This window comes from Flavobacterium movens (assembly GCF_039581425.1).
GTDB classification, from domain to species: domain Bacteria; phylum Bacteroidota; class Bacteroidia; order Flavobacteriales; family Flavobacteriaceae; genus Flavobacterium; species Flavobacterium luteolum.
The window spans coordinates 209,044-233,445 of record NZ_JBCPXY010000004.1 but is presented as its reverse complement, the minus strand read 5'-3'; the positions used below and the strand labels follow the sequence as shown (position 1 = coordinate 233,445).

Genomic DNA, 24,402 nt, shown 5'->3' with positions numbered 1-24,402 from the left:
TTAAAAAAAATAAAAATGTACCAGTTTAAAGAATTAAAAGATGCCGATATGATCGTGGAGATTTTTAAAACAAATGTTCAGAATGAATCTGATCGAGATCATGTCATCGCAATGATGCAAAAGCATTTTCCAGAATATAAAATTAATTTTGATTTGGAAGACTGCGATAAAATTTTAAGAATTGAAGGTTTTGATTTGCAGTATGATAACGTCGTAAATCATGTTTCTCGTTTAGGTTATACTTGCATAAGATTAGAATAATATTTAAAATAACTTCAAAAGTAAATTAGGTAAAAATACGCAGCTGTATTTACTTTTTTTGTAAGTATTTTGCAGAATATTTTAATTTAAAATTAAATACAGAAATGATCGGTTTTATACTTTCGATTTTCCTTTTTCTTTTAGAACAGCTAACTTAATCAAGCTGTTTAAATTCTTCTATCATTACTGCTTTTTCATTACGAAAAGGTTTGTGCTTTTTTGCATATTATTTTTCTAATTTTGTGCCCATGAAAAAAGCATTCCAACTCTTCGATTTTAGCCAGAAAGTTAACTATAAAAACGAAATTTTAGCAGGTTTAACTGTTGCAATGACTATGATTCCAGAATCGCTGTCGTTTGCTATTTTGGCTGGATTTCCACCATTGGTTGGTTTATATGCCGCTTTTATTGCAGGATTGGTTACGGCTATTTTTGGCGGAAGACCTGGAATGATTTCGGGCGGAGCAGGAGCAACGGTCATTGTTTTGATCGCCTTAATGAAATCGCATGGAATTGAATATGTCTTTGCTGCAGTAGCTCTTGGCGGTGTCGTTCAGATTTGTATCGGACTTTTTAAACTTGGGAAATTTATTCGGTTAGTTCCGCAGCCCGTTATGTTTGGTTTTGTAAACGGTTTAGCAGTTGTGATTTTTATGTCGCAGTTGGAGCAGTTTAAAACAGTTGTAAACGGACAGGTTTCTTGGCTTCAAGGAACTCCGCTATATATTATGTTGGGTTTGGTCGCTTTGACTATTGCGATTGTTTTAATTTTTCCGAAGATTACAAAAGCGGTTCCAGCATCTTTAGTAGCCATTATGGTTGTTTTTGCTTTGGTAATTGTTTTTAATATTGAAACCAAAACAGTAGAAGATATCGCTTCGGTTCAAGGCGGATTTCCTCCGTTTCACATTCCGAATATTCCATTTTCTTTTGAAACTTTAAAAGTGATATTTCCGTATTCGGTCATTGTTGCGGCTGTTGGTTTAACGGAAGGTTTGCTTACCTTGAATCTGGTTGACGAAATCACAGGAACAAGAGGAAACAGCAATAGAGAATGTATCGCACAAGGAAGTTCAAATATTTTAAATGGCTTTTTTTACGGAATGGGAGGCTGCCCAATGATTGCACAGACTTTAGTAAATCTTGGTGCAGGATCAAGAGCCAGACTTTCGGGAATTATTGCAGCACTCACTATTTTATTGATTATTCTTTTCGGAGCTCCAGTAATCGGGAAACTGCCAATGGCGGCTTTAGTTGGTGTAATGATGATGGTGGCCATTACAACTTTTGAATGGGCAAGTTTCAGGATTATTAATAAAATGCCACGACACGATATTTTTGTTGGAATCTTAGTTGCCGTAATCACAATTGTGTTGCATAATCTTGCTTTGGCGGTTTTAATTGGCGTAATTATTTCGGCTTTGGTTTTTGCTTGGGAAAGTGCTAAGCGAATTCGTGCAAGACATTATATTGATGAAAACGGAATAAAACACTACGAAATTTATGGGCCGTTATTCTTTGGATCTACAGCAGCTTTTTTAGAAAAGTTTGATATTCAAAACGATCCCAATCATATTGTAATAGATTTTAAAGAAAGCCGTGTTTCAGATATGTCGGCAATAGAAGTTTTAAATAATCTGACTAAGAAATACAATCAGCTCAATAAAACAGTAGAATTACAGCATTTAAGTGCCGATTGCAGGCAATTGCTGAAAAATGCTGATGCGGTTATAAATGTTAATGTTATTGAAGATCCGACTTATAAAGTGGTTAGTTAATTAGATAATGTGCCAATTTGATAATTAGAGAATTAGAAAATTAGAAAATGTGAGAATTAGAAAATGTGAGAATTAGAAAATGTGAGAATTAGAAAATGTGAGAATTAGATAATTGTCTTGTCGTTGTGTATAAGCCGTATTGCTGGCATTTTTACAATTAAAAACCATCAATAAATTATCTAATTGACACATTTTCAAATTGCCACATTAAAAAACTCCTCCAACCGAAATTTTTCTAACTTCTGAAATCAGTTGTCCGTCATTAGTAAAACCTTCAATTAAAACCTGTATTTCTTTTTGCTGATTCTTTGGAATTTTAATTTGATAATCGGAACGATCATTTAACTCAATGTTTGGTATCCAGCCCAATGTGCCGAAATAATTAAATTCATCTTGATTTTCAAATGGAGCTGTTTTATAATTAAAATCTTTTGCGAAGCCTTTTGTTACAATAAATGTTGTGAATTTTGGTTTGAAATAATTGTTTTTTTGTCCTGTTTTCATGAAAATTTTAATTGTACCATGTCCTATGGTAGAAGTGTCAGAACTTCCAGTCTGATCAATATAAATTTCATCTATTTCATCTAATGTAAGGTTGAAGAGTTGATTGAAATCGAATACTAAAAAATTGTCAATATATACATTTGGAGATTTTCCAGACTCGCCAAGATAAGAACTTCTTCTTTCTTTTATGTATACGCTAAAGTCAGTTGGATTAATGCCAGTTTCATAACCATTTGAAGATAGAAAACTCAATACAGTTCTGAATTCCGTGCCATCAAATTTAAAAGCTTTGGCCATAGGGCTCATATCGTCTTTATGAGTAAAAACCTCTTTTTTGAAAGTGTTTTTTACTGCAACTTCTTTTAGTTCGCTAGCTTTTGTTTTAGGTGGCGGAAAATTAAAAACATTTTCAGAAGTTTTTAAAATGGGACAAAATGTTTTTTCGAATGATGTCCCCAAAACAAATCGAGGTTCATTTCGAGCTATTCGTGCTGCTATTTTTGTGGTTAAAGCAACGTTTTTCTCATTGGTCATTTGTAATGCCAAAACAGTCGAATCCTGGGCGAAAAAATGTTCAAATTTGAAATCATTGTTCTGATCTATATTGGTTTGATCAAATTGACTGTTTTTTAATGCAACGAGAGAAATTTTGTTCTTAGAATTCGGTTTTAGTTCTTTCTCTACTTTTCCGCTTATGGCGAACCCTTTTTCAAATTCAAAGCTAATTTTTGGTGGACCTGATTTAATATTTTCCCATAAATATTTTCCTCTATTCTGATTTAGCAGCAATAACTCTATGTCTTGTCTTCGAGTTTTATTTTCTGGATTAAAATAAAAATAAGTATCAGCTTCAGGTTTCTCCAGATAGGCATTTAGGTAAAAAGTGCTTAAAATTGTCTTTTTTTGATTGAAACATACGCTCTTTTCGGGAAGAACGCTAATGCTTAAATCTGCTTTATTAACATCGGTTTTTCCAGATAATAGAATGCTGTCATTAGATGTTATTTTTGCTTCTAATGTTGTAGAAGGAACCTTGTTTTCTTCAATATAGGTTAGCTTTTCTGTGATTTCATTTAAATCTTCATCCAATACTCTGATTACATTTACTCCATTTGGCAAATATTTTTTATCGAAATAAAAAGGTTGCTCTGTTTTATTGTTTTTGAAGCTGACTTCTTGTTGCATTGAATTTCCATTTTGTTGAATCAGAACGGTGAATTTTTTATTTTGATACAATTGAAGTCCTTTTTCATTTGTCTTTAGAACAACAAGCAAATTGTTTCGAGCGGGATTATTAGGAGCACTTAAAATAACTCCAGTTTCTGCAATTTTGCCTAGAGGCTGCGTTATTTTTACTTTATCAGTATTTATTTTAAGGGTATATTTTTCGTTTAAATCGGCTCTTAGGTAAAAAGCTCCATTTCCCGTGTGATTGGTGCGAAAGTGCGTAATTTCATTTGATTTAGAATCCAAAATAACTCCATCTGCTACTTCTATTCCTATTTTATTGCAGTCTGTAATCTTAATTCCAATAGTATTAATAATATCATTTAAGATAATTCCTCCTTCTGGAAACAAGTTTACCTCTGCTGTTTTCCAATTAGGTTCAGTGGTTTGAAATGCATACGGAACGTTTTTATCAATAATTTCGATTGTCTCATTAAAGGAATCGTCTTCCTTAAAATTATTCATCCAGTTTGTGTAGAAATGAAAATGATATTTGCCAGATTTAAATTTTTCGTTTAAATGAATTCCGCCAGAAAAAACACCATATTGCGCAAAAAGTAATTGTTTCTGAACGATTTGGTCTTCGCCATTATAAACGATTAGTTGAACATTTGTAGTATTGCTGTTCGGGATGTTATAGTTTTTACTAAGAATATATCCTTTGAAGGCAATATCTTCATTATTTGTAAAAAGATTTTTATTGAATTGTACATGAATAACCTCGCGATCCTGAGAAAAATAATCATTAAGGTATTTGGTAATTTTGTCTTGATTGGATATAGCCTGTGCAAAAGATTGAAGGCAGAATAGAAAACTAAAAAACCTGATGATTAATTTCATAAATAGAAAATATTTGGCAATTATGATACTTATAATGTAGCTATAAAATTAATTGGATTAGTGTCCTAAAATGGTTAAAAGATTCATAATATTTTTAAAGTTTTAACAAAACAATTTAAGGAATGTGAAGCTTGTCAATTAAGTAATTATAATGACTTAATATTTATATATGTTATCAAAAAATAAACCCGACAGGTTTTAAAACCTATCGGGTCTAAACTTTGTTTGTCTTTATGTTTTTGTCAGGCTGAGCGGAGTCGAAGCCTACGCGCCGATTGAAGCGCGCTTCGATTTCGCTCAGGTTGACAATCATTGTCAAATTATCAAATTATCAAATTGACAAATTATTTAATTTAGCGCAGCATTGATTCTACATCACTCAATTTTCCGTCAATTTCACCCGTTTGTAGGCCTAGAATATGAGCAATTAAGGGATAAACGGAAACGTTTTGAAACGTTTTTACTTTCTTATTGACTTTAAAAGCAGGGCCTTTTGCGTAAAAAATAGCATGCATATCTTTTTCATTATTATCATAACCGTGAGTTCCACCTTTTATATGTGTACTTTCTTTGTTGACTAAACTCCAACCTTTATCGGCCTCAATAACAAAATCATGAACACGCGTATTCGTTCCGTAATGTAGTCTTTCAGGAACTTCGGTCGATTTCCAGAATTTAATATGAGGCACTTTTTTCAAAGCAGTAGCAATAGAATCTTGATAGCCAGGTTTTGCCTGTAAACTCATAATTGGATTGATTACGTCTTTATAACCCAACCATTCTGGTTTTAAGTAATCTAAAACGGCTACTTTTTTATCATTGCTAATATCGGCCATTCCATGATCTGAAACGATGATTAAATTGATTTGTTTTCCGATAGGCAATTGATCCAATCTTCGAGATATTTCACCCATTATAGAATCCATCTTGATGACCATTTTTTTATTTTCAGACGAAAGTGGACCGAAATTATGACCCGTATGATCTGGCTCGTCAAAATACAAAGTCACCAAATGCGGGCGCTGTTTTTCTGGAAGTTGTAGCCACTTCATAACGGTATCGATTCTTGCGCCATACGGAATTTTACCGTCGTAGTTTTTGAAATAACTCGGATTTCTTTTGTCAATATCAGAACCCGGCCAAAAGAAGGAGGCTGTTTTTACGCCTTGCTGTTCGGCTAAATTCCAAATCGGATTTCCGCCATAAAATCTCGAATCATTTTTTGCATTGCTTGATAATGAAAAAGATTGATTTAAAGAAGCATCATAAAAAACATTATTAATAATTCCGTGATGATCTGGATAAAGTCCTGTTACAATCGAATAATGATTTGGGAAAGTCTTACTAGGATATGAAGGTTTCATTGATTTTGCATGAACGCCTTCTTTTTCAATTTGCTTCAAATTCGGAAGATTGAATTGTTTGCCGTAATCCCAGCGAAAGCCATCCATAGAAACTAAAACTACATAGTTTTCTTTGCTATTTTGGGCTTGTAAAAAAGTAGTAAGAAGTAAAAATGTAAAAGATAAAAAGTGAGTTGTGAATTTTCTCATTGTGCAATTTTAAATAGAATTGCAAAGGTAGAGATAACATATTTTTTAAAGAAAAAGAGAATGTTAAATAAAAAATGGTTGCCACTAATTGCACTAATTTCCACGAATTATTTTTCTTTTCAGCCACAGATTAAAAGGATTTTTATTTTATGCAGATCAGAGATTATAAAAATTAAATTAATCTGTTTGAATCTGTAAAATCTGTGTGAAAATTTTTTAGTGTATCCAATAAAGAAATCCTTTTAATCTGTGTAATCTGTGGCAACTTTTTATAAGCAAAATCATTCGTGGAAATTAGTGCAATTCGTGGCGAACAAAAAAAGCGCCAGATAAAAAATCCAGCGCTTTTAATTTTTAAGAAGAGAATGAATTACATCATTCCTGGCATTCCGCCACCCATTGGCATTCCGCCTCCGGCATTTTCTTCTTTAATATCAATTAATGCACATTCTGTAGTTAAGATCATTCCAGAAACAGATGCAGCGTTTTCAAGGGCTACACGAGTTACTTTTTTAGGATCGATAATTCCAGCAGTAAGCATATCTACATATTCGTCAGTTTTTGCATTGTATCCAAAATCACCTGAACCTTCAGAAACTTTAGCTACAACAACAGAACCTTCAAGACCAGCGTTTTCAACGATAGTTCTTAATGGAGCTTCAACAGCACGAGAAACGATTTGAATTCCTGTAGCTTCATCAGCGTTGTCCGCTTTTAAATCAGCCAAAGCAAGTTTAGCTCTTAATAAAGCTACACCACCACCAGCAACGATTCCTTCTTCTACAGCAGCACGAGTTGCGTGTAAAGCGTCATCAACTCTGTCTTTTTTCTCTTTCATTTCAACTTCAGAAGCAGCACCAACGTAAAGAACAGCAACACCACCAGCTAGTTTAGCTAGACGCTCTTGTAATTTTTCTTTATCGTAATCAGATGTAGTAGTTTCCATCTGACCTTTAATTTGGTTTACTCTGTTTTTGATGATATCAGCTTCACCAGCACCGCTTACGATAGTTGTATTATCTTTATCGATAGAAACTCTTTTTGCGTTTCCTAACATTTCGATAGTTGTATTTTCAAGAGTATAACCTCTTTCTTCAGAAATTACAGTTCCACCAGTCAAGATTGCGATATCTTCTAACATTGCTTTTCTTCTGTCTCCAAAACCTGGAGCTTTTACAGCAGCAATTTTAAGAGCACCTCTTAATTTGTTTACTACTAATGTAGAAAGAGCTTCTCCGTCAACATCTTCAGCAATAATCAATAATGGTTTTCCTGATTGAGCAACTGGCTCTAAAACTGGAAGTAATTCTTTTAAAGAAGATACTTTTTTGTCGTATAATAAAATGTAAGGAGAATCTAATTCAACTTCCATTTTCTCTGGGTTTGTTACAAAGTAAGGAGAAAGGTACCCTCTGTCAAATTGCATTCCTTCAACAACATCAACGAAAGTATCAGTTCCTTTAGCTTCTTCAACAGTGATAACACCTTCTTTTCCAACTTTAGCGAAAGCTGTAGCGATTAATTCACCAATAACTTCGTCATTGTTAGCAGAGATAGAAGCAATTTGTTTGATTTTGTCAGAATCGCTTCCAACAACTTTAGCTTGTTTTGCTAAGTCAGCTACGATAGTTTCAACAGCTTTGTCGATACCACGTTTCAAATCCATTGGATTTGCACCTGCAGCAACGTTTTTAAGACCTTCTTTTACTATAGCTTGAGCTAAAACTGTAGCAGTTGTAGTTCCGTCTCCAGCTAAATCATTGGTTTTAGAAGCAACTTCTTTTACCATTTGCGCACCCATATTTTCTAGTGCGTCTTTTAATTCGATTTCTTTTGCAACAGAAACACCATCTTTAGTAACAGTTGGTCCACCAAATGATTTTCCGATAATTACGTTACGACCTTTTGGTCCAAGAGTTACTTTTACAGCATTTGCTAATGCATCAACACCACGTTTTAATCCGTCACGTGCTTCAATATCAAATTTTATATCTTTTGCCATTTTTATTATTTGCTTTAGGCAGTAGGCTTTAAGCTTTAGGCTTTTTCTACTGCTGTTAATAATTTTTTTTATGCTTTACACAGTAGGCTTTAAGCTTTAGGCTTTTCTACTGTGGGTTTCAGTTGCAGCATAGTGCTTATTGCCTATGGCTTACAGCTTATTGCTGAACTAATACTTGTTTTAATTTGTAAATTTTGCTTTTTATACTGTTGATTTTTTCTATTTGATTTTCTGCAATTTCATTATTTAGATATTGTAAATCTTTAGCTAAAATCAAAAGATATTCGGTTTCATTTGCAGAACCTAAAGCAATGTTGAGAAATTGATTGAACTCTTTGTCGCTATTTCTTCCGCATCCTTCACTAATATTAGTCGGGATTGAGGAAGATGCCCTTCTAATCTGACTTGTTAATCCATATAATTCTTCTTTTGGGAAAAGAGAAGTTATTTTATAGATTTCTAAAGTGAAAGAATGACTCAGCTGCCAAATGTCATATTTTTTAAAATCTCTCATTTTTTTGTTAGCTTTAAGCTTTAAACAGTAGGCTATAGGCATTTTGTGAAAGCTTATAGCTTAAAGCTTACGGCTTACAGCAATCTTTAGATAATTGCAAGGATATCGTCCTCACGCATAATCAAATAATCAGTACCTTCTAATTTTAATTCAGTACCAGCATATTTACCGTAAAGAACAGTATCTCCAACTTTTACAGTCATAGTGTGATCTTTAGTTCCGTTTCCTACTGCAACTACAGTTCCTTTTTGAGGTTTCTCTTTGGCAGTATCAGGAATAAAAATACCTGAGGCAGTTTTAGTTTCAGCTGCAACAGGCTCAATAAGTACGCGGTCTGAAAGCGGTTTAATGTTTAAAGCCATGATTTTATATTATTATAAGTTATACGTTTTTTTCTGTTCTATAAACTTTCAGAAACTGTGCCATGCTAGAAAAACTGACATTATTTCTTAAAAAAAATGCCAGCTTTGACAGGCTGGCATTAGATTGTATATCGAGCTACTTTTTATTTTGCTGGTGCAGGTGCTGGTGCAGGTGTTGCAGGCGCAGGAGTAGTTCCTTGTGCTGGAGCTGTAGGTGCGTTTACAGGAGCTTCAGTTTTATCAATAATTTTAGATTCAGTATCGCTTAAAGATCCAGAGAAGCTTAAGCTAGAAAGTAAAATTAGCACAATTAAAACAGTAGCCAAAGTCCAAGTACTTTTGTCTAAAAAGTCAGTTGTTTTTTGTACTCCACCTAACATCTGCGTTCCGCTGATTGTAGAAGACAATCCGCCTCCTTTAGGGTTTTGTACCATGATAACTACGATCAATAGAAAACAAACTATTGTGATTAAAACTAAAAAAATTGAAAATGTGCTCATTACTTAATTATTGTTATTGTTATTTTGTTGTAAAATCTTTATATCCGATATGCGGTCTGCAAAGAAAGTAATTTTTTCTGGATATTTCAAAATTAATATTTCATAAGCTTGAATTGCTTTTGTATATTTCTTTTGTTCCAGATATACTCTGGCCAAAGTCTCGGTCATTAAATACGAATTGTCTTCTATAGTAGCCTCAATTTGAACTACTGGAGCACTTGTTCCAGGTTTAATTGGAGATATTTTCGGATTGGTTTCAATAAATTTATCGATAATTTCAGCCTTCTTTTGTCTTTCTTCTTCTTTAGCAGCTTCAATTTTAGCTTGTTCTTCTGGAGAAAGTTCGTTTGAGCGGTCAATTGGTTCTGTTCGAGATAATTGAAGCCATTCTTGGAACGAATGTTTTTCGCTAAGAGAAAAATCCAAAGGTTTTCCAATTTCTAAATGTTCTGCAGCTGTTTTTGCAGGTTCATTAGGCTCTTCTTCTTCGATTATTTCTTCGATCGGCTCCTCATTTTCTTCTCTAATCTCTTCTTCTTTATCTTCTTCGCTATCCTCAGCTTTGATAACCTCTTGAGCTGCTTCTTTTGGTTCTTCAGGTTTTTTTGTTTCAGCTTCTTTAATCGAAGAAAGAATAGATCGCTCAACAGAATTCATTTTAAATTCTGGAATAATCATTTCTTCGATAACGCTATCATCTTCGTCTTCTTCAACCGAATTTAAAATAGGCTCTTCTATAATAGGTTCAGCTTTTATTTCCTCAACTTTTGCAGATTGTTCAGCAGTTGCGGCTTCTGATTCTTTAATCGAACTTAAAATAGAATTTTCAATACGATCAAATTTATGCTCCTCAACTGTAATTATAGATTCAGGTTCAGTTATGGAAGGAGTTTCAGAAACTTTAATAGAACTTAAAATAGAGTTTTCAATACGGTCTATTTTAGGTTCTTCTGTTATTATCGTTTCTTCTTCTATTTCTTCTTCTGATAAAATTTCATTTTCTTCCTCAATATTTGAGACTGAATCGACAGCATTAATTTTATTTTCTGTTTCGATTACTGGTTTTTCAAAACTAACCGAATGCGCTTCTTTAATAGCAAGAAAAATAGACGGATCTATTTCTGGAAGTTTTTTAGGCTCTTCTATTATAATTGGTTTTTCAAAAGTAACAGAATGTGCTTCTTTAATAGCCAGAAAAATAGAAGGGTCAATTTCAGGAACTTTTTTAGGTTCTTCAATAATGACAGGTTCTTCCGCTTTTACTGGTTCCTGCGTTTTAATTGTCTCTTCGATTTTTGTAAATGAAGGAGTTTCTATAGTAGAAATTGGTGTTTCTTTTATTATCTCGGAAACAGCTTGTTCTTCAACGTCTGTTTTTATTTCAATAGCTTTCTGAATTTGTTCAGGCGAAATGATCTCGCTGTCAAAAACTGTGATTTCAAGAAGATCTCTCAATTTTTGTTCATAGAAATCATTCTGAATAGAAGTGAAAGCTTCAGAAGTAATAAAATCAAATAGAACAGAACGATCAGCAGTATGCGCTGCTGTTACTTTTAAAGCATAATTATACTTAAAACTTTTTTGATTGTAAAGTCCTTTTAATCGCAATGCGCGTGCACTTTGAAAATACGGAAATTCATTCAAAACACTGCCTAATGCATCCGCCTGCTTTTCAGTAATAGCATCGGGTTTGTTCATTAAGTAGGTATAATCGCTAACGTTCATTCTTTATTTTTGGTTTAATCGGTTAATTGTTTAATCGTTTATTCATTTTTGTTTGTTTTATCGATTAAACGGTTTTACGATTTAACGATTAAACAAACATGCAAAACTACCATTTTGCTAATGACTCATTAAAGATATCTTGTGTAATTCTTTCAAAAATAACTCTAATTGCTTCACTTAAAACAGATCCTGTTGGTAAGTCTCTTCCTGGGAAGTCGTAATAGAATTCAAAAGATTTCTCAAAATCATCTGTTTCTTTCTTTTTATTCATAAAACGAACATTGACACGAATCGATAAACGGTTTTGAGCAGCCTGCTGATCAGCAGTTGCTGTCATTGGAGTAATTCTGTAATCTGTAATTTCTCCTTCATAAACTAAATCACCTCCATTACTGACTAAGTTTAAGTTTGTTTGATTCATAATCAAATCCTGCAAAGCCAAGGTAAAAGTTCTATCGATTCCAGGTTCAATTAAATCGGCATTATTCTGAAAGAAGTTAACTTGAAATGTTTTAGCATCGATTTTTCCAGTTCCTGTAAAGTTATAAACAGAACAGCCACTCAACATAAAAAGGCTTAAAAGTGCAAAAAGAGAATATATTTTTTTCATAATATTTAAGAGGAAATCCCAATTTTTAAATTTCAAATTCCAATTGCTCCAAATATAGATAATTGGAATTTGGAATTTCGAAATTGTAATTTAATTATTTTTATAGATCGAATTGCTTGATTTTACGATACAAAGTTCTTTCAGAAATACCTAGTTCATCTGCCGCAGCTTTACGTTTTCCTTTGTTTTTTTCTAATGATTTTTTGATCATTTCGATTTCCTTTTGCTCTAAACGTAAAACTTCTTCTTCCTCGATAGTTTCAGCAAACAAGTAATTGTCATCTTGCATCTGATAATTGTCTTCTCGAACAGTAGGCGCTGTCATAACAGCAGTTCTTGGTTCTTCTTCAAAATCAATTTCGCTGTCGTTTTGCTGATTTCCGTATATTTTCTGAATTAGATTCGGATTAATATCTTGTACTTTAGATGTACCATTTTTCATCAATTCTAAAGTGAGTTTTTTCAAATCGTTTAGATCACTTCTCATATCAAAAAGCACTTTGTATAAGATGTCTCTTTCGGTGCTAAAGTCACTTTCTTTTTTGCTATCGCTAATAACAGAAGGCAAATTGCTTCCTTCAGCAGGCAAGTACGATTGTAAAGTGGCAAGACTGATATCTCGATTCGTTTCTAAAACAGAAATCTGCTCAGCCACATTTCGAAGCTGACGAATATTTCCGCTCCATCTGAATTTTTGTAAAAGCTGAACGGCATCATCGTCCAGTCTTAAAGGCGGCATTTTGTATTTGTGGGCAAAATCGGCCACAAATTTTCTGAACAATAAATGAATATCGTCATTTCTTTCGCGTAAAGGTGGTAATGTGATTTCAACCGTACTTAAACGATAGTATAAATCCTCACGAAATTTACCTTTTTCAATAGCATTAAATAAATTCACGTTGGTTGCCGCAACAATACGAACATTTGTTTTTTGAACTTGTGAAGAACCTACTTTAATAAATTCTCCGTTTTCAAGAACACGAAGCAATCTTACCTGAGTGGTTAGTGGTAATTCACCAACTTCATCTAAGAAGATTGTTCCGCCATCGGCCACTTCAAAATAACCTTCGCGTGTGCTTGTTGCACCTGTAAAAGCTCCTTTTTCGTGACCAAAAAGCTCACTGTCAATTGTTCCTTCCGGAATTGCACCGCAGTTTACGGCAATATATTTACCATGCTTTCTATGCGAAAGCGAATGTATAATTCTAGGAATATTTTCTTTACCAACACCACTTTCCCCAGTTACCATAACCGAAATATCAGTTGGAGCAACCTGAATGGCTTTTTCAATGGCGCGATTTAATTTCGGATCATTTCCAATAATCTCAAATCGCTGTTTTATTGCTTGAACTGTTTCCATAGTTTTTTGTTTCAAGTTTTTGTTTGTTTCAGGTTTCAAGTTTTTACTTTGACCTTTAACTTTTAAACTTTTGGCTTATAATTTTTATCTTTTGCCACAGATTAAAGTGATTAACACAGATTTTCTAAATTATAAAATATATCTTTTGTATTGAAGAGATTTTGTCTGAAAATTTACAAGTAGCCCTACTTCTGAATCTGATAGTTTTATGTAATTTAAAATCTGAGCAATGTGCTCGCTTGAAAATTCTTTTATTGCTTTAACTTCTAAAATTACATCTTCATTAATTACAAAATCTGCATAAAATTTATGAGCTAAAACTTTTCCTTTATATTCAATTGAATATTCTTTTTCTCTTTCAAAAGGAATATTATTTTCTCTAAATTCTACTTCTAAAGCATCTTTGTAAACCACCTCTAATAAACCTGGCCCAAGATTTCGGTGTACTTCCATACAAATCCCAATAATCTTGTAAGTCTCTTTTTCTTTATAATGTTGCATAAAAACAATTAATTTTTACCAAGATTTAAAAGTAAGAAAAGTATTAAAAAAAATCTTTCTAATCCTTTTAATCTGTGGCAAAAAAAAATTAATTCATGCTACTCAAACCAACCGCATCTCCTTTCAAGGTTCCAGAAGTACAGCTTGTGATTTTTACGTTTACGAAATCTCCAATTTTATAATTCTCTTTTGGAAAAACAACTGTTATACTCTGAGAATTTCTTCCGGAGAATTCGTCTTTAGATTTCTTAGAAACTTTCTCGACTAAAACTTCAACTGTTTTTCCAACGAATTCTTCACTTCTAAACCAAGCATGCTTTTGCTGTAAATCGACAATTTCTTGTAATCTTCTTGCTTTAGTTTCTTCCTCGACATCATCTTTCATTTTTCTTCCAGCCAAAGTTCCAGGACGTTCAGAATACGAATACATATAACCGAAATTATATTTTACGTATTCCATTAAACTTAAAGTGTCTTGGTGATCTTGCTCTGTTTCTGTTGGGAAACCAGCAATCATATCTTGAGAGATCGAAGCATCTGGAACAATTGCTCTAATTTTGTCAATCAAAGCCATGTATTCTTCACGAGAGTGCAAACGATTCATTTCTTTTAAAATTCTATTACTTCCAGACTGAACCGGTAAGTGAATATGTTTGCAGATATTTGGATATTTTGCAATAACATGCAGAATGCTCTCATGCATATCCTGCGGATTTGAAGTCGAAAATCGAATACGCATTTTTGGAAAACCAACAGCAACCATCTCTAGCAACTGATCAAAATCAACGGCAGTTGCTTTTTGCATTTCAGAAGCGTTTACAAAATCTTTTTTCAATCCGCCTCCGTACCAAAGGTAACTGTCAACGTTTTGTCCTAAAAGTGTAATTTCTTTAAAGCCTTTTTCCCAAAGATCTTTAATTTCATTCATGATGCTTTGAGGCTCACGACTACGCTCACGTCCGCGTGTAAACGGTACAACGCAGAATGTACACATATTATCGCATCCACGAGTGATCGAAACCAAAGCTGTGATTCCGTTGCTCATTAAACGGACAGGCGAAATGTCTCCGTATGTTTCTTCTTTTGATAAAATTACATTAATGGCGTCACGGCCTTCTTCAACTTCTGCCAATAAATTCGGAAGATCTTTATAAGCATCGGGTCCAACCACAAGATCAACTATTTTTTCTTCTTCTAAAAACTGACTTTTCAAACGTTCTGCCATACAGCCCAAAACGCCCACTTTCATTTTCGGATTCGTACGTTTTACAGCGTTGTATTTTTCTAGACGTTTGCGAATAGTTTGCTCTGCTTTATCTCTAATAGAACAAGTGTTTACCAAAACCAAATCGGCTTCTTCTAAAACAGAAGTGGTATTATAACCTCCGTCAGACAAAATGGAAGCTACGACTTCACTGTCCGAAAAATTCATCGCACAGCCGTAACTTTCTATAAATAGTTTTTTAGTATTCTCAGGTTTATTTTCCAAAACAAGACTTTCACCCTGTTTGCTTTCTTCAATAATCTTTTCCATTGTAAAAATTCAAAGTGCAAAGATAGGGTAATTGAATCTAATATGACAAGATGTCAGATAAAGAATTAACAATGTTTTAAAAATTTTAGATTGCAGATTTTAGATTGTAGATTATGCGTTGTTTTATCAATTGATATGTACTGGACGAAAGTTTAAACTCAATGGCAAAAAATATAAAATCTAAAATCTGCAATCTAAAATAAAGGGATTTCTTGGTTAAAAATCACTAAAAGTTATACCTATATATATTATCGAGATTATTACAGATAAATCTGCAATTTTAAGTTTCATAATATCAAAATACCTCAAAAATGCATTCGTAAGGTTAATATTTAAAAAAAATAAATACTTTTGTTGCAGAAAAATAGAGCAATGGCAAAGAATTTAGTAATAGTGGAGTCACCTGCAAAGGCGAAAACGATCGAGAAATTTCTTGGGAGTGATTTTCAGGTGGAGTCAAGTTATGGACACATAGCGGACTTACCATCAAAGGAAATAGGAGTAGATGTAGAAAATGGTTTTAAACCTAAATATGAAGTTTCTCCGGATAAAAAAGCCTTGGTAACGAAATTGAAGTCACTTTCTAAAAATGCCGAAACGGTTTGGTTAGCATCCGATGAGGACCGCGAGGGAGAGGCTATTTCATGGCACTTGGCGGAAGAATTAAAACTGGATACTAAAAAAACTAAACGTATTGTTTTTCACGAGATTACAAAATCTGCGATTCTCAAAGCAATCGATAATCCAAGAGAAATTGACTATAATTTAGTAAACGCACAACAAGCACGTCGTGTTTTAGATCGTTTAGTGGGTTACGAATTATCTCCGGTTTTATGGAGAAAAATTAAAGGCGGACTTTCAGCTGGTCGTGTACAGTCGGTTTCTGTGCGTTTGATTGTTGAAAGAGAACGCGAAATACAAAGTTTCAATGCAGTTGCAACTTATTCTATTGTTGCAGAATTTGTAAATGAAGCAGGAAAAGCTTTTAAAGCAAAACTTCCAAAAAACTTCAATACTAAAAAAGAAGCCGAAGATTTCTTAAATCAAAACATCGGTTCTAAATATAAGGTAGCAGATTTAGAAACTAAACCTACCAAAAAATCTCCAACTGCACCTTTTACAACTTCTACGTTACAGCAGGAAGCAGCAAGAAAATTATACTTGCCAGTTGGAATTACCATGCAATTAGCGCAGCGTTTATACGAAGCCGGACTTATTACTTATATGAGAACCGACTCGGTAAACCTTTCTAAAGAAGCAATGGATGCTGCACAGGCAGAAATCATAAAATCGTACGGGAAAGAATTTTCTAAACCGAGAACTTTTGCTAATAAAAGTAAAGGAGCACAAGAAGCGCACGAAGCAATTCGCCCGACAGATATGTCTCGTCACACCGTAAATATCGACCGTGACCAAGCTCGTTTATACGATTTGATCTGGAAAAGAACTTTGGCTTCGCAAATGAGCGATGCACAGCTTGAAAGAACAAACGTAAAAATTGAAGCAGACAATCATAGCGAGATTTTTACAGCTTCTGGAGAAGTATTGCTTTTTGAAGGTTTCTTAAAAGTATATTTAGAAGGTCATGATGACGATGAGGAAGAGCAAGAAGGAATGCTTCCGGCTTTAAAAGTAAATGAGAAACTAGCAAATAACTATATTACAGCTACAGAACGATATTCAAGACCGCCTGCACGTTACACTGAAGCATCTCTGGTTAAAAAATTAGAGGAACTTGGAATCGGACGTCCGTCAACTTATGCACCAACAATTTCTACAATTATCAATAGAAATTATGTTGAAAAAGGAACTCTTGAAGGCGTAGAGCGTAATTATACACAGCTTACTTTGCAAAATAGTAAGGTAGGAGAAAAAGTTCTAAAAGAAAACACAGGTTCAGATAAAGGGAAATTGGTTCCTACAGATATCGGAACGATTGTTACTGATTTCTTGGTAAAGAATTTCGGAAACATTCTCGATTATAATTTTACTGCAAAAGTTGAGCAAGACTTTGATGAAATTGCCGAAGGAAATATTGACTGGGCAAAAATGATGCAGGATTTCTACAACAAATTTCATCCAAATGTAAAAGAAGTTGAGGCAAATGCTGAACGTGAAAGTGGTGAAAGAATTCTAGGAAAAGATGCAGATGGAAGACAAGTTTCTGTTCGTCTAGGGAAATTTGGTCCAATGGCTCAAATTGGAGAAGCAGACGATGAAGATAAGAAGTTTGCTAGTTTAATGGCGGACCAGAATATTGGAAACATTACACTTGAAGAAGCTCTGAATTTGTTCTTGCTTCCAAAAAGTTTAGGAGAATATAAAGGAGAAGAAGTTGAAGTAAATAATGGCCGTTATGGACCTTATGTTCGTCACGGAAGTGTCTTTATATCATTACCAAGAGGAGAAGATCCGCTTAATGTTTCTAAAGAAAGAGCTCAGGAATTAATTGACGAAAAAGCACTTGCTGATGCGCCAATTGCGGTTTACAAAGGAGAAGCTGTTCAAAAAGGTGTGGGACGTTTTGGACCATTCATTAAATGGAACGGACTTTTTGTTAATGTGAGCAAGAAATACAATTTTGATAATCTTTCTCAAGCTGATGTTGAAGAATTGATTGAAGATAAACTTCAGAAAAATATTGATAAAGTTATTCATAACTGGGAAGAAGAAGGAATTGTAGTAGAGAAAGCCCGTTGGGGACGTTCTGTGATTCTGAAAGGTAAAGTCAAAATTGAATTAAGCAAAGATGTTGATGCAACAAAATTAACTCTGGCTCAAGTTCAAGAAATGATTGCTGCTAAAGTACCTGCGAAAAAAGCGCCTGCAAAGAAAACTGCAGCTAAAACAACAACAGCTAAAAAAGCTCCGGCTAAAAAAACAACTGCTAAAAAGAAATAAATATAGATGGAATTTGATTTTCTAGAACCAGTTAATGATGCAATTGTAAGATTCGTCGGAGGACTGTCTTCACAAGAGCTTGGGAGTAAAGTTGTTTTTCATACCCAAGATCAGTTTCCTGATATTGCGCAAATAAATATTGCTATAATTGGTGTTTTAGAAGACCGTACAAACATCAATATGATTAACGAAGTTAATCTTTCTGCTGTGCGTAAAAAGCTTTACAGTATGTTTCCAGGTAACTGGGATGCTTCGATAGCAGACCTTGGAGATATACTTGCAGGCGATTCTGTAGAGGATACTTATTTTGCATTAAAGAAAGTTACAGCTGCATTAATCAAGAATAAAGTCATACCTATAGTCCTAGGAGGTTCTCAGGATTTGACCTATGCTTTGTATCGTGCTTACGATGATTTAGAGCAGATGGTAAATTTGGTTGCAGTGGATAATAAATTTGATTTTGGTAAAGAAAATGAGTCGGTTTCTGCTAACTCTTACCTGACAAAAATTATTATTGATGAGCCTAATAATCTTTTCAATTACTGTAATATAGGATATCAAACTTATTATAATTCGCAAGAAGAAATTGATTTAATCGAAAAGCTGTTTTTTGATGCTTATAGATTGGGTGAAATTTCTAATAAAATAGCTTTAGCAGAGCCAGTTTTTAGAGATGCAGACTTGGTTAGTATAGATTTGAATTCTGTAAAATCTTCTGCTTCAGCTAATATGGTTACATTTGAGCCAAACGGATTTAATGGAAAAGAGATTTGTGCTTTGGCTAGATATGCTGGTATCAGTGATAAAGTTTCTTCTTTTGGAGTATTCAATCATAACAGTACATTGGCCGAATCGGCTATTATTGCTCAGATTGTATGGTATTTTATTGAGGGGTATCACTACCGCTCAAAAGAATATCCATTTGGAAGTAGGGCTAACTATTTAAAGTATATAGTTCCGTTAGAAGATGAAGAACTGATATTCTATAAAAGCGATAAAACTGACCGTTGGTGGATCGAAATTCCATATGAATCAAATGGCAACAATAAATTGAAAAGAAATACGTTATTACCTTGTTCTTACGAAGAATATTTGTCGGCTTGCAATCAAGAATTGCCAGAAAGATGGTGGAAAGCGCAACGAAAAAACGCATTATAGAACGAAAATTTAAGTGAAATCTTAAAATTTTGAAACCTGTTTAAAAAGGTTAAATTTAATTAGTAGGAAAATTTTTCTAATATATAAAAATTAACGTTTTACATCGATTTTTTAGAACAGTTTATCGATAAAATATTTTTTTTTTATTTTATTTAACATTATTTTTGAACAGTAAAATAAATTCGCAAGTAGTATTGTTTTTTAGATAAATAATAAATACGTTTACGGACTTTTAATAATGAATAGATAATCCCAAATTTATATGAAGAAGTTTATTGCATTTGCAGCAATGTTAACACTAGTAATCGGCTGTGGTAAGTCTGGTGACAAAGGTGAATTAGTCGGTGTTACAGGAGGGAAATGGCATCCCGAGAAGCCTTATGGAATGACATTAGTTCCGGGTGGATCTTTTATTATGGGTAAATCAGATGCTGATTTAGCTAACGTGGAAGATGCTCCAACTAAAACTGTAACTGTTCGTTCATTCTATATGGATGAAACTGAGATTACAAATAGTGAGTATCGTCAATTTGTGGAGTGGGTAAAAGACTCTACAATGAGAGTTCGTTTAGCGATCTTAGCCGACGAAACTGGACAGAAAGCTACTGATGGAAAAGGTAAAAAAGGCGGAAGTATTGCTGATTATGCTTTTAACGACTCTGATCCAGAAAAAATGACAGCTTATGATAAATACATGTATGATAACTACTATAGTGTTGGTACAAAGGATGATCCATATGCTGGAAGAAAATTAAACAGAAAAGTAAAATTAATTAAAGATACTAAAGCTTATCCAGACGAGTATTACGCTGAAGTAATGGATTCTATGTATTTACCAATTGAAGAATCATACAATGGTTTAAGAACAATTGACGTAAATAAATTGAAATTCCGTTATTCTTGGATGGATATTCAAGCTGCTGCAAAAGCTAAAGTTGGAAAAAGAAGTGACTTCGTAAAAACTGAACAGGTAAATGTTTATCCTGATACTGCAGTTTGGATTAAAGATTTTGCTTACTCATATAATGAGCCAATGCATAATGATTATTTCTGGCACAAAGCTTATGGAGATTATCCAGTAGTGGGTGTGACTTGGAAACAAGCTAAAGCATTCTGTGCTTGGAGAACTTTAAACAAAAACAGCTACATTAAATCTAAGAAAAAAGGACGTGACTTAGTAAACTCTTTCAGATTACCAACTGAGGCAGAATGGGAGTATGCTGCTAGAGGAGGTCTGGAGTCTGCTACTTACCCATGGGGAGGTCCTTATACTAAGAGTGATAGAGGTTGTTTCTTAGCAAACTTCAAACCTAGTAGAGGAGACTACGCTGCTGACGAAGCACTTTATACAGTTGAAGCTAAATCATACGATGTAAACGGTTATGGATTATACAATATGGCAGGAAACGTTTCTGAGTGGACAGATTCGGCTTATAATCCAAACGCTTACGAATATGTATCAACAATGAATCCAAACGTAATTGATGGTAAAAACCAAAGAAAAGTAGTTCGAGGTGGTTCTTGGAAAGACGTTGCTTATTTCCTACAGGTAAGTACACGTGACCACGAATATGCTGATTCTGCAAGAAGTTATATCGGATTCAGAACTGTACAAGATTACATGGGTACTCAAGTTACAGGAAACAGAAAAAAGTAATTTTATAATTTTATCAATATCCAACAAATCTATTTTAAACCTAAAAAAAAAGTATTATGGCATTATTAAGTAAAAAAGCAATGAATTTCGCTTATGGTATGGGAGCGGCAGTGGTAATCGTTGGAGCGTTATTCAAAATTACTCACTTTGAGATTGGACCATTAACAGGTACAGTTATGCTTTCAGTAGGATTAGTTACTGAGGCTTTAATTTTCGCGCTTTCTGCTTTCGAACCAGTTGAAGAAGAACTAGATTGGACACTAGTTTACCCAGAATTAGCTAACGGACAAGCTAGAGAGAAAAAAGCTAAAGCTGAAACTCCAACTGACGCTCAAGGATTATTATCTCAAAAATTAGATACATTATTAAAAGAAGCTAAAATTGACGGTGAATTAATGTCAAGTTTAGGAAACAGCATCAAAAACTTCGAATCTGCTGCTAAAGGAATTGCTCCAACTGTAGATTCAATCGCTGGACAAAAGAAATATTCTGAAGAATTATCTGTTGCAGCAGCTCAAATGGAATCATTAAACAGCTTATATAAAGTTCAATTAGAAAGCGCTTCTAGAAATGCTGAGGCTAACAAAGAAATCGCTGAAAACGCTTCTAAATTAAAAGAACAAATGGCGTCTATGACTGCAAACATTGCTTCTTTAAACAGTGTTTACGGTGGTATGCTTTCTGCAATGAGTAACAAAGGATAATTAGTTTTTAACTAATATTAAATTTATTAATAAAGAACTAATTAGAAAAAAATGGCAGGAGGAAAATTAACCCCTAGACAGAAGATGATTAACCTGATGTATCTGGTTTTCATCGCGATGTTAGCAATGAACGTATCAAAAGAAGTTATTTCTGCTTTTGGTTTGATGAATGAGAAGTTTGAAGGTGCAAACACTACTTCAACAGAAACAAATGCAGGTTTATTAACATCTTTAGATCAAAAAGCTGCTGAAGCAAAAGGAGAATTCGCTATTGCTGCAGTAACAGCTCACAAAGTTGAAACAATTACAAAAGAATTTTATGATTATATAGGTACTCTTAAAGCTCAGGCTGTTAAAGGTTTTGAAGTTGATAAAGCAACTGGAAAAATGCCTTACGAATCTATGGATAGAGGAGATAATATCGACGACTGGTTTACAGGAGACGGTTACACTAAAAAAGGTAACGAAATTATTTCTAAAATCGAAAAATATAAAGCTGACATTAAAGCTGCTTTAGGAACAGACAAAAAATACGCTGCAATTATTGCGGAAGTTGAAAAGAAATTTGATGTTTCTGATGTTAAAAACAAAGAGGGAATTAAAGAAAAATACTTAGCGTACCACTTTAAAGGATTCCCTGCTATCGCATCTGCTGCTAAACTTTCAGCTTGGCAAAATGATGTTAAAAAAGTTGAAACTGACGTTTACAACAGTGCTTTAGGTAAAGCTGCGGTTGCTGCTGCTTCTTACAGCAACTATCAAGCAATTGTTGTTTTAGATAAAAACGCTTATTTCCAAGGTGAAAAAGTTACTGGTAAAGTTGTTTTAGGTCGTTATGACGAAAACACTACACCAACTTCTTTCCAAGGTCCTGGACAAATTGTAAACGGACAAGCTGTTATCTCTTTAACTGCTGGTGGAGTTGGAGAACAAGATATCAACGGACAATTTACTTTCTTAGAGGATGGGAAAAATATTCCTTTAAAATTCTCTGGAAAATATGTTGTAGTTCCAAGACCAAACGCAGCTACAATTTCTGCAGACAAAATGAACGTAGTATATAGAGGAGTTGTTAACCCAATCTCTGTATCTTTCGCTGGTGTTGATGCAAACAAAATTGTTGCAAGTGCTCCAGGATTAGCTTCAGCTGGAAAACCAGGAAAATATAATATGAGCCCAGGTCAAGGTACTGAAACTACAATTTCTGTAACTGGTACTTTACCAAACGGTGACAAAGTAACTGATAAGAAAACATTCAGAATTAAAGGTATTCCTGGTCCAACAGGAACAATTAGAGGTGAGATGGGAGTTGTTAAAGGTCCTAAATCTAACTTAGAGATTGCTACTATTGGAGCTAAACTTCTTGATTTTGATTTTGAAGTTGGTTTAGATGTTGTTGGATTCAATATGAAGATTGCTGGACAGCCTACAGTTGTTGTTACAGGAAACAAAATGAATGCACAATGTAAACAAGTACTTTCAAGAGCAGGTAAAGGAGACCAAGTTACTATTTCTGAAATTAAAACAAAACTTGTTGGAGCTGGTAGTTATTTATTGCCAAGAACTGCTCCGGTAATTTACGAAATACAATAATAAAGTAGTGCAGACTACATTCAATATCTTATAACGATACCACGATGAAAGTAAGAAATTTTTTAATAGCTATTGTTTCTATTGCTGGAGGTTTTGCTTCTCATGCACAATCTAACTTGCTTAATGCTAAAACTCCTGCTCAGATTGGACTTAAAACTCCTGCTCAATTAATCTCTGATAATGATAAGCCTTTGGCTTATGGTTATGTAGATGATAGAGATATCCTGATGGGAAAAACGACATGGGAAATTATTGATTTAAATGAAAAAATCAACTTTCCAATGTATTTTCCGGTAGATACAGCTAATATTGGTCCTAACAGACGTTCTCTTTATGACGTTTTAACTAAAGCTATTAAAGGTGGAAAAATTACTGAAGTTTATACTGACAGTTATTTCAACACTAAAAAATCTATGAAAGACATCGAAGGATCATTATCTCGTATTGATACAACAGATGCAGGTAGAGAGTTAATTAACCAATATCCTGATGACTACAAATCACGCGTTGTGAAGAAAAAAGTAGTTTCTGGTAAAGGTAAAAACAAATCAGTTTCTTATGTAGAAGAAACAGTTGGACCAACAAGAACGGTTCCTGCTGAATATATCTTGAAACAAGATCTTACTGCTGCAGATGTTACTCAATATAAAATTAAAGGATACTGGTATTTTGATAAACGTCAAAGTGAATTAAAATATCGTTTACTAGGAATTTGCCCAGTAACTCCAGACGTTTATACAATGAATAGTGATGAAAAGGATTATATTGAATTGTTTTGGGTATTCTTCCCAAATGCCAGAGAAGCACTGCATGAAGCAAAAGCGTTCAATGACAACAATTCAGCTCTTCCAATTTCATTCGATCAGATTTTAAATTCAAGACGCTTTAACGCTGTCGTTTACAAAGAAGAAAATCTTTATGGAGACAGAGCAATTAGTGATTACATGAAAGACAATGCACAAAATCAGTTGTTAGAATCTGAAAGAGTGAAAGAGAAAATCCGCAATTTCGAACAAGATATGTGGAATTACTAAGTTACACATAATCAAATATTTAAAAACTCTTGCTACCTTTGTAGTAAGAGTTTTTTTTATGTCAAAAAGTTTCACAACAATCTA

At 33.8% G+C, this 24,402-nt stretch carries 19 protein-coding genes; 8 read left to right on the top strand and 11 right to left on the bottom strand.

Annotated features, from left to right (window positions below; genetic code table 11):
* Nucleotides 1-15 precede the first annotated feature (15 nt).
* Both AAYQ05_RS09515 and AAYQ05_RS09510 read left to right on the top strand, forming a co-directional pair.
* Nucleotides 16-261 carry a hypothetical protein gene (locus AAYQ05_RS09515; RefSeq protein WP_281631275.1) on the top strand — a complete coding sequence of 82 codons (246 nt, stop codon included), beginning with the start codon at nucleotides 16-18 and terminating at the stop codon, nucleotides 259-261.
* A 248-nt stretch (nucleotides 262-509) separates the two neighbouring features.
* Nucleotides 510-2,039, top strand: coding sequence for a SulP family inorganic anion transporter (locus AAYQ05_RS09510; RefSeq protein WP_343542918.1), 1,530 nt, complete (start codon nucleotides 510-512; stop codon nucleotides 2,037-2,039).
* Nucleotides 2,040-2,246: 207 nt separating this feature from the next.
* Here AAYQ05_RS09510 and AAYQ05_RS09505 read toward each other — a convergent pair whose 3' ends face one another.
* The 11 genes from AAYQ05_RS09505 to miaB form a co-directional block, all read right to left on the bottom strand.
* Nucleotides 2,247-4,610: a hypothetical protein gene (locus AAYQ05_RS09505; RefSeq protein ID WP_343542917.1), complete on the bottom strand. Its 2,364-nt coding sequence runs from the start codon at nucleotides 4,608-4,610 to the stop codon at nucleotides 2,247-2,249.
* A 353-nt stretch (nucleotides 4,611-4,963) separates the two neighbouring features.
* Complete coding sequence (locus tag AAYQ05_RS09500; RefSeq protein ID WP_343542916.1) at nucleotides 4,964-6,163, bottom strand: alkaline phosphatase family protein; 1,200 nt, start codon at nucleotides 6,161-6,163, stop codon at nucleotides 4,964-4,966.
* Between the two features lie 370 nt (nucleotides 6,164-6,533).
* Entirely contained in the window at nucleotides 6,534-8,165 is a 1,632-nt protein-coding gene (gene groL / locus AAYQ05_RS09495; RefSeq protein ID WP_095928620.1) for a chaperonin GroEL, read from the bottom strand.
* A gap of 157 nt (nucleotides 8,166-8,322) precedes the next feature.
* Nucleotides 8,323-8,679: a four helix bundle protein gene (locus AAYQ05_RS09490; RefSeq protein WP_343542915.1), complete on the bottom strand. Its 357-nt coding sequence runs from the start codon at nucleotides 8,677-8,679 to the stop codon at nucleotides 8,323-8,325.
* Nucleotides 8,680-8,765: 86 nt separating this feature from the next.
* Nucleotides 8,766-9,041 (bottom strand): co-chaperone GroES, encoded by a 276-nt coding sequence (locus AAYQ05_RS09485; RefSeq protein ID WP_008467105.1) that lies wholly within the window; start codon nucleotides 9,039-9,041, stop codon nucleotides 8,766-8,768.
* A 143-nt stretch (nucleotides 9,042-9,184) separates the two neighbouring features.
* A complete protein-coding gene (gene secG, locus AAYQ05_RS09480; protein ID WP_343542913.1) occupies nucleotides 9,185-9,541 on the bottom strand; it encodes a preprotein translocase subunit SecG in 357 nt (118 codons plus the stop codon).
* Between the two features lie 3 nt (nucleotides 9,542-9,544).
* Entirely contained in the window at nucleotides 9,545-11,266 is a 1,722-nt protein-coding gene (locus AAYQ05_RS09475; protein ID WP_343542909.1) for a tetratricopeptide repeat protein, read from the bottom strand.
* A gap of 106 nt (nucleotides 11,267-11,372) precedes the next feature.
* Nucleotides 11,373-11,876, bottom strand: coding sequence for an LptE family protein (locus tag AAYQ05_RS09470; protein ID WP_177210782.1), 504 nt, complete (start codon nucleotides 11,874-11,876; stop codon nucleotides 11,373-11,375).
* 100 nt (nucleotides 11,877-11,976) lie between these two features.
* On the bottom strand, nucleotides 11,977-13,236 hold the full coding sequence (locus AAYQ05_RS09465) for a sigma-54 interaction domain-containing protein (protein ID WP_343542907.1): 1,260 nt from the start codon (nucleotides 13,234-13,236) through the stop codon (nucleotides 11,977-11,979).
* A gap of 129 nt (nucleotides 13,237-13,365) precedes the next feature.
* Nucleotides 13,366-13,737, bottom strand: a complete 372-nt coding sequence (locus AAYQ05_RS09460; RefSeq protein WP_343542905.1) for a GxxExxY protein — start codon at nucleotides 13,735-13,737, stop codon at nucleotides 13,366-13,368.
* A gap of 88 nt (nucleotides 13,738-13,825) precedes the next feature.
* Complete coding sequence (gene miaB / locus AAYQ05_RS09455) at nucleotides 13,826-15,271, bottom strand: tRNA (N6-isopentenyl adenosine(37)-C2)-methylthiotransferase MiaB (protein ID WP_343542904.1); 1,446 nt, start codon at nucleotides 15,269-15,271, stop codon at nucleotides 13,826-13,828.
* A gap of 372 nt (nucleotides 15,272-15,643) precedes the next feature.
* Here miaB and topA point away from each other — a divergent pair, with 372 nt between their 5' ends.
* The 6 genes from topA to porN all read left to right on the top strand — a co-directional run bounded on the left by topA (nucleotide 15,644) and on the right by porN (nucleotide 24,318).
* Complete coding sequence (gene topA, locus AAYQ05_RS09450) at nucleotides 15,644-18,172, top strand: type I DNA topoisomerase (protein WP_343542903.1); 2,529 nt, start codon at nucleotides 15,644-15,646, stop codon at nucleotides 18,170-18,172.
* Nucleotides 18,173-18,178: 6 nt separating this feature from the next.
* The gene (locus AAYQ05_RS09445) at nucleotides 18,179-19,330 is read left to right on the top strand and encodes a formimidoylglutamase (RefSeq protein ID WP_343542901.1); all 1,152 of its coding nucleotides are present in this window, start codon (nucleotides 18,179-18,181) and stop codon (nucleotides 19,328-19,330) included.
* Nucleotides 19,331-19,592: 262 nt separating this feature from the next.
* On the top strand, nucleotides 19,593-20,987 hold the full coding sequence (gene porK / locus AAYQ05_RS09440) for a T9SS ring complex lipoprotein PorK/GldK (RefSeq protein WP_095928630.1): 1,395 nt from the start codon (nucleotides 19,593-19,595) through the stop codon (nucleotides 20,985-20,987).
* A gap of 56 nt (nucleotides 20,988-21,043) precedes the next feature.
* Entirely contained in the window at nucleotides 21,044-21,691 is a 648-nt protein-coding gene (gene porL, locus AAYQ05_RS09435) for a type IX secretion system motor protein PorL/GldL (RefSeq protein WP_008467092.1), read from the top strand.
* A 51-nt stretch (nucleotides 21,692-21,742) separates the two neighbouring features.
* Nucleotides 21,743-23,284, top strand: a complete 1,542-nt coding sequence (porM, locus tag AAYQ05_RS09430) for a type IX secretion system motor protein PorM/GldM (RefSeq protein ID WP_281631285.1) — start codon at nucleotides 21,743-21,745, stop codon at nucleotides 23,282-23,284.
* Between the two features lie 44 nt (nucleotides 23,285-23,328).
* Nucleotides 23,329-24,318 (top strand): type IX secretion system ring subunit PorN/GldN, encoded by a 990-nt coding sequence (gene porN / locus AAYQ05_RS09425; protein WP_177210776.1) that lies wholly within the window; start codon nucleotides 23,329-23,331, stop codon nucleotides 24,316-24,318.
* Nucleotides 24,319-24,402: the final 84 nt, after the last annotated feature.

Excerpts from the sequence above, each read along its gene's own strand:
- AAYQ05_RS09515 (WP_281631275.1), top strand. The coding sequence starts at position 16 with ATGTACCAGTTTAAAGAATTAAAAGATGCCGATATGATCGTGGAGATT.
- AAYQ05_RS09510 (WP_343542918.1), top strand. The coding sequence starts at position 510 with ATGAAAAAAGCATTCCAACTCTTCGATTTTAGCCAGAAAGTTAACTAT.
- AAYQ05_RS09505 (WP_343542917.1), bottom strand. The coding sequence starts at position 4,610 with ATGAAATTAATCATCAGGTTTTTTAGTTTTCTATTCTGCCTTCAATCT.
- AAYQ05_RS09500 (WP_343542916.1), bottom strand. The coding sequence starts at position 6,163 with ATGAGAAAATTCACAACTCACTTTTTATCTTTTACATTTTTACTTCTT.
- groL (WP_095928620.1), bottom strand. The coding sequence starts at position 8,165 with ATGGCAAAAGATATAAAATTTGATATTGAAGCACGTGACGGATTAAAA.
- AAYQ05_RS09490 (WP_343542915.1), bottom strand. The coding sequence starts at position 8,679 with ATGAGAGATTTTAAAAAATATGACATTTGGCAGCTGAGTCATTCTTTC.
- AAYQ05_RS09485 (WP_008467105.1), bottom strand. The coding sequence starts at position 9,041 with ATGGCTTTAAACATTAAACCGCTTTCAGACCGCGTACTTATTGAGCCT.
- secG (WP_343542913.1), bottom strand. The coding sequence starts at position 9,541 with ATGAGCACATTTTCAATTTTTTTAGTTTTAATCACAATAGTTTGTTTT.
- AAYQ05_RS09475 (WP_343542909.1), bottom strand. The coding sequence starts at position 11,266 with ATGAACGTTAGCGATTATACCTACTTAATGAACAAACCCGATGCTATT.
- AAYQ05_RS09470 (WP_177210782.1), bottom strand. The coding sequence starts at position 11,876 with ATGAAAAAAATATATTCTCTTTTTGCACTTTTAAGCCTTTTTATGTTG.
- AAYQ05_RS09465 (WP_343542907.1), bottom strand. The coding sequence starts at position 13,236 with ATGGAAACAGTTCAAGCAATAAAACAGCGATTTGAGATTATTGGAAAT.
- AAYQ05_RS09460 (WP_343542905.1), bottom strand. The coding sequence starts at position 13,737 with ATGCAACATTATAAAGAAAAAGAGACTTACAAGATTATTGGGATTTGT.
- miaB (WP_343542904.1), bottom strand. The coding sequence starts at position 15,271 with ATGGAAAAGATTATTGAAGAAAGCAAACAGGGTGAAAGTCTTGTTTTG.
- topA (WP_343542903.1), top strand. The coding sequence starts at position 15,644 with ATGGCAAAGAATTTAGTAATAGTGGAGTCACCTGCAAAGGCGAAAACG.
- AAYQ05_RS09445 (WP_343542901.1), top strand. The coding sequence starts at position 18,179 with ATGGAATTTGATTTTCTAGAACCAGTTAATGATGCAATTGTAAGATTC.
- porK (WP_095928630.1), top strand. The coding sequence starts at position 19,593 with ATGAAGAAGTTTATTGCATTTGCAGCAATGTTAACACTAGTAATCGGC.
- porL (WP_008467092.1), top strand. The coding sequence starts at position 21,044 with ATGGCATTATTAAGTAAAAAAGCAATGAATTTCGCTTATGGTATGGGA.
- porM (WP_281631285.1), top strand. The coding sequence starts at position 21,743 with ATGGCAGGAGGAAAATTAACCCCTAGACAGAAGATGATTAACCTGATG.
- porN (WP_177210776.1), top strand. The coding sequence starts at position 23,329 with ATGAAAGTAAGAAATTTTTTAATAGCTATTGTTTCTATTGCTGGAGGT.